Here is a 4,186-nt window from a genome sequence, read left to right on the forward strand (position 1 = left end):
GCACCCGCAGATCGGCCCGCTTCACCGCATCCAGCGCCTCGATCCGCGCGCGGGCGGCATCGAGGTCGATGTCAAAGGACGACATCGGCAGTGGAAGCTCCAACTTCGCCCGCACCGCCTCGGCCAGCTCGGGCGAGGCGCCTTCGACGCGCGCCAGCGAGACGCGGAACTCGGGCCGCGCTTCAAACTCTTCGCGCAGATGCGTGAGCTGCCCCGTCAGCGCCAGCCGGTTCGGCTCATGCCCGAACCAAAGCGCGATCCCGCCCACGATCGCCAGCGTCGGCAGGCCTTTCAGCAGGAAAACGCGGAAATAAGGCGTCAGCATCCAACGCTGCCGACGATAGGCCCATTTCGACGGCGCCGGATCGCGGCGGACATTGCGGCCCGCAGCCGTATCACCTGGACGGCGGGCGGTCAGCGATCGCATGACGCATCCTCCACCAGCCAGGCACAGAGCTCTGGAAAGCTGATCCCCACATGCGCCGCCTGTTCGGGCGCAAGCGATGTAGGCGTCATTCCGGGCTGGGTATTCGTCTCCAAAAGGATCAGCCCGTCCAGACCACGGGTATCGTCCCAGCGAATGTCGGTCCGCGAAAGGCCGCGACAGCCAAGCGCACGATGGGCGCGCAGCGCATAGTCAAGACAGGCCTCGGTAACATCCTTAGGCATGTTCGCGGGCAGTTCATGCCGGCTGCCCCCCGGCTTGTATTTCGCATCGTAGTCGTACCAGCCGTCGGTGATGATGTCCGTCACCCCCAACGCCCGGTCGCCCAAGACCGAAACAGACAACTCCCGACCCGGAGCATAAGTCTCCACCATCACCGTCGCGGGCATTGCTTCGGCCATGCGCGGCGCATTCGCCCCTTCCCGGACGATATAGACCCCGACCGAAGACCCCTCGTTGTTCGGCTTCACCACATAAGGCGGCTTCAGGACATGCCCGGCCTCAACCGCCTCGCGGGCCGCCAGAACGCTTTCCACGATCGGCAGACCGGCTGCGGCATAGACCTCCTTGGCCTTGGCCTTGTCCATCGCCAGCGCCGAGGCCAGAACGCCCGAATGCGTATAGGGAATGCGCAGCCATTCCAGAATGCCCTGGACACAGCCGTCCTCACCCCACCGGCCATGGAGCGCGTTGAAGCAGACGTCGGGCTTGATCTCGGACAGAAGCGCAGGCAGGTCCAGGTCGCAATCGACCTCGACCACCCGATACCCCGCCTCCCTGAGCGCCGAGGCGCATTCGCGCCCAGAGACAAGTGACACCTCCCGCTCAGCGGAAAGCCCACCCATCAGTACCGCCACTCTGGGGGCCATCCTGCTCGATGCGCCCGCCATTTACTGCCTCATCCGGGTCTGTTGCCGACCCGTGATTGTTATTCGTGCGGGTATTCTCCGACCCGCATGATTTCCCACTCTAACGTGATACCGCTTGATTGGAAAACCTTTTTTCGCACCTCTTCACCCAGATTTTCAAGATCGGCGGCAGTCGCACCACCGGCGTTGATCAGGAAGTTCGAATGCATCCGCGACATCTCGGCCCCGCCAACACGGGCGCCCCGCATTCCAGCGTCGTCAATCAGCTTCCAGGCTTTCAACTCATGCGTGTCATCCGCCCGGCCGGTCGAGCTGAAACCCGCGGGATTGCGGAAGGTCGACCCCGCACTTCGGTCCTTCGTCGGCTGGCTCGCGTCCCGCTTCGCGATCTGCTCGGCCATCCGCGCTTCCAGCGCCGCCGGATCGCCCGGCTTCGTGCGGAACGTCGCCTCGATGATCACCGCACCCTCCGGCAAATCGCTCTGCCGATACCGCAAACCCAGCGCCGAGGCAGGCAGCACCTCCACACGCCCGTCCCGCGTGACAACCCGCACCCCCTCCAGCACATCCGCAACGTAGGAGCCGTAGCACCCCGCATTCATCCGGACCGCCCCGCCAATCGACCCCGGAATGGTGCGCAGAAACGTCAGGTCCCGCCCCGCCTCAGCCGCGCGCCTTGCGACATGGGCATCCAGCGCCGCCGCCCCGGCGATCACCCGCTCGCCCTCGACCGTTATCCCGTTGAACCCCCGACCGAGGCGGATCACGACCGCCCGGATCCCCCCATCCCGCACGATCAGGTTCGACCCCACCCCCATCGGAAAGACCTGAACCGCCGGATCGAGCGCCGCCAGAAACCCGGCGAGGTCCGCCTCATCCGCCGGCTGGTAAAGCCAGTCGGCAGGCCCGCCTACGCGCAGCCAGGTGAGGTCGGCCAGAGGCCGGTCAGGCGTCAGAACGCCACGAGGGTTGGGAAGCGCAGTCATGCTCAGCGGGTTCTGCGGCGCTTTGGCGCTTTGTGCAAGAGCCGATCAAAGGCGCGCGCGCATACTGCGCCTGCGGATCAAAAGGCCGACGCCGTATCCGATAAGGGTCGCGGCGCAATAGGGCAGCAGAATGAACATCACCAGCATTCCCTGCCCCATCCTGCCTTCAGGATGGACCTCCATGTTCGCCGCGGCAATCGTGTAGACAACGATGAAAACGGGAAGTGCCAGCCCCCAGATAGCGCCCAGATACCGCGAAAGAACCCCGGCCAGGACCGTAACTACCATTCCGATCACAATGAATGGCATGCGCCGCATATCCTTCTCAAAACTTCGGGCAGGGGTGCCAGTGTCAGGTCTACCGCTCCGCCGCCCGTCCGAACAGTCTGACGCGCGGTACGGAATTCCCTAACGATCGAACTGCTGATGTGGCCAACGGCAACCCCGACCCTATCGGCCGCGCCACACGGCGATCCCCGTGCCGATCAGCGCACCGACCAGCGTCGGCGCCGCAAAGATCGCCGTCATGCCCAGGAACCCGGACAGATTGTCAAAGCCTGCAGTGCCCGACTGCCAGGCCATGCCGACCATCGCCACCAAAGCCAGACCGGGCAGCACCAGCGCCGCGATCCAGCCGTACCGGCGCGCAAGCCCGTAGCAGATGACTGCCGCAAAGACTGTGCTCGCGGCGATCATGAGATAAAGGTACGTGTTCATCGCCCTACCCCACCCTGCGCCGCAACCAGCGCCACAGAAACACCACCGGCCAGCGCAGGATCGACGCACCCGCCGCCAGAAGCACCAGCCCGATGATCGGCCCGCCTTCATATGTGACCCAGCCCAGAAGCGGCACGCCGATCGCGATCAGCACATAGGCAGCGCGCCAGTGGTAATCCCGTGAGGGGAACATCGCGATCACGTTCGCCGCGATCAGCCAGACCAGACACAGGCTCAGCGGCAGGATCACTTCTCCAGCTCCTTCGGCAGCGGAGCAGGACGGCGCAGCGCCCGCCGCGCAAAGTAGATCAGCGGATTGCGGAACATCGAGACGAAGGCGAAAAGGCCGACCGCAAGCCACACCCAGCCATGCACCCAGCCGATCCAGACCAGCAGGACCGGCGCCGCGATCAGAAGCGCCACGCCCGGAACCATCTGGCGGCGCATCGGCAGCATCGCCACCACTGCCGCCGCCAGGATCCAGAGGCACCCGACGAAAAGCGGCATGACCACGCCTAGCATTGCGCGCTGCCCTCGGGCCCAAGCACGATTTTTCGCAGAAAAATCGTGTCCCTCATGCCGCCTGCCCCAGAAGCTTTGCCGGCAGCGCGTTGGCCCAGGCCGAGATCGTACCCGCCCCAAGGCAGACGACCATGTCCCCCGCCCGCGCCTCTGCCTTGACCAGCCGCGCCAGATCGGCCTCGCCCTCCAGCGCCAGCGCGCGGCGGTGGCCGTGCGCGACAAGGCCCGCCACCAGATCGTCGCGACCGGCCCCCGGGATCGGCTCCTCGCCAGCCGCATAGACATCGGCAATCGCCACGACATCCGCTTCGTTGAAGCAGGTGCAGAAGTCCTCGAACAGGTGCGACAGCCGCGTATAGCGGTGCGGCTGGTGCACCGCGATAATCCGGCCTTTCGTCGCCTGCCGCGCAGCTTTCAGGACCGCCGCAATCTCTACCGGGTGATGCCCGTAGTCGTCGATGATGGTGACCCCGTTCACCTCGGCAACCCGGGTGAACCGGCGGTTGACGCCACCGAACTTGGCCAGGGCCTCGCGGATTTCCTCTTTCTTCATGCCGAGATGGCGGGCCACCGCAATCGCCGCCAATGCGTTCGACACGTTGTGATCGCCCGGCATCGGCAGGGTCATGCCCTCGATCATGCTGCTG

Annotated in this window: 7 protein-coding genes and 1 pseudogene; all 8 read right to left on the minus strand. The window is 65.3% G+C overall.

Translation table 11 applies throughout. From position 1 onward, the window contains the following. Positions 1-427, minus strand: a pseudogene (locus ACRCSW_RS10135) (cell division protein FtsQ/DivIB); the annotation flags it as partial. Further along, on the minus strand, positions 415-1,335 hold the full coding sequence (locus tag ACRCSW_RS10140; protein ID WP_438704756.1) for a D-alanine--D-alanine ligase: 921 nt from the start codon (positions 1,333-1,335) through the stop codon (positions 415-417). The gene ACRCSW_RS10140 and the pseudogene ACRCSW_RS10135, both read right to left, overlap by 13 nt. Before the next feature lie 38 nt (positions 1,336-1,373). Beyond that, positions 1,374-2,300 (minus strand): UDP-N-acetylmuramate dehydrogenase, encoded by a 927-nt coding sequence (gene murB, locus ACRCSW_RS10145; RefSeq protein ID WP_438704758.1) that lies wholly within the window; start codon positions 2,298-2,300, stop codon positions 1,374-1,376. 45 nt (positions 2,301-2,345) lie between these two features. After that, positions 2,346-2,609 (minus strand): hypothetical protein, encoded by a 264-nt coding sequence (locus ACRCSW_RS10150; protein WP_438704760.1) that lies wholly within the window; start codon positions 2,607-2,609, stop codon positions 2,346-2,348. A gap of 141 nt (positions 2,610-2,750) precedes the next feature. Then, a complete protein-coding gene (locus ACRCSW_RS10155; RefSeq protein ID WP_438704762.1) occupies positions 2,751-3,017 on the minus strand; it encodes a hypothetical protein in 267 nt (88 codons plus the stop codon). A gap of 4 nt (positions 3,018-3,021) precedes the next feature. Further along, on the minus strand, positions 3,022-3,267 hold the full coding sequence (locus ACRCSW_RS10160) for a DUF2484 family protein (RefSeq protein ID WP_438704764.1): 246 nt from the start codon (positions 3,265-3,267) through the stop codon (positions 3,022-3,024). Then, on the minus strand, positions 3,264-3,539 hold the full coding sequence (locus tag ACRCSW_RS10165) for a DUF2484 family protein (RefSeq protein ID WP_438704765.1): 276 nt from the start codon (positions 3,537-3,539) through the stop codon (positions 3,264-3,266). The genes ACRCSW_RS10160 and ACRCSW_RS10165 overlap by 4 nt, the downstream gene beginning before the upstream one ends. 52 nt (positions 3,540-3,591) lie before the next feature. Further along, positions 3,592-4,186 (minus strand): glutamate ligase domain-containing protein (locus tag ACRCSW_RS10170; RefSeq protein ID WP_438704766.1); only part of this gene is annotated, 595 nt, incomplete at its 5' end.

The sequence above is a fragment of the Tabrizicola sp. genome, assembly GCF_051645465.1.
In the GTDB taxonomy this organism is placed as follows: domain Bacteria; phylum Pseudomonadota; class Alphaproteobacteria; order Rhodobacterales; family Rhodobacteraceae; genus Tabrizicola.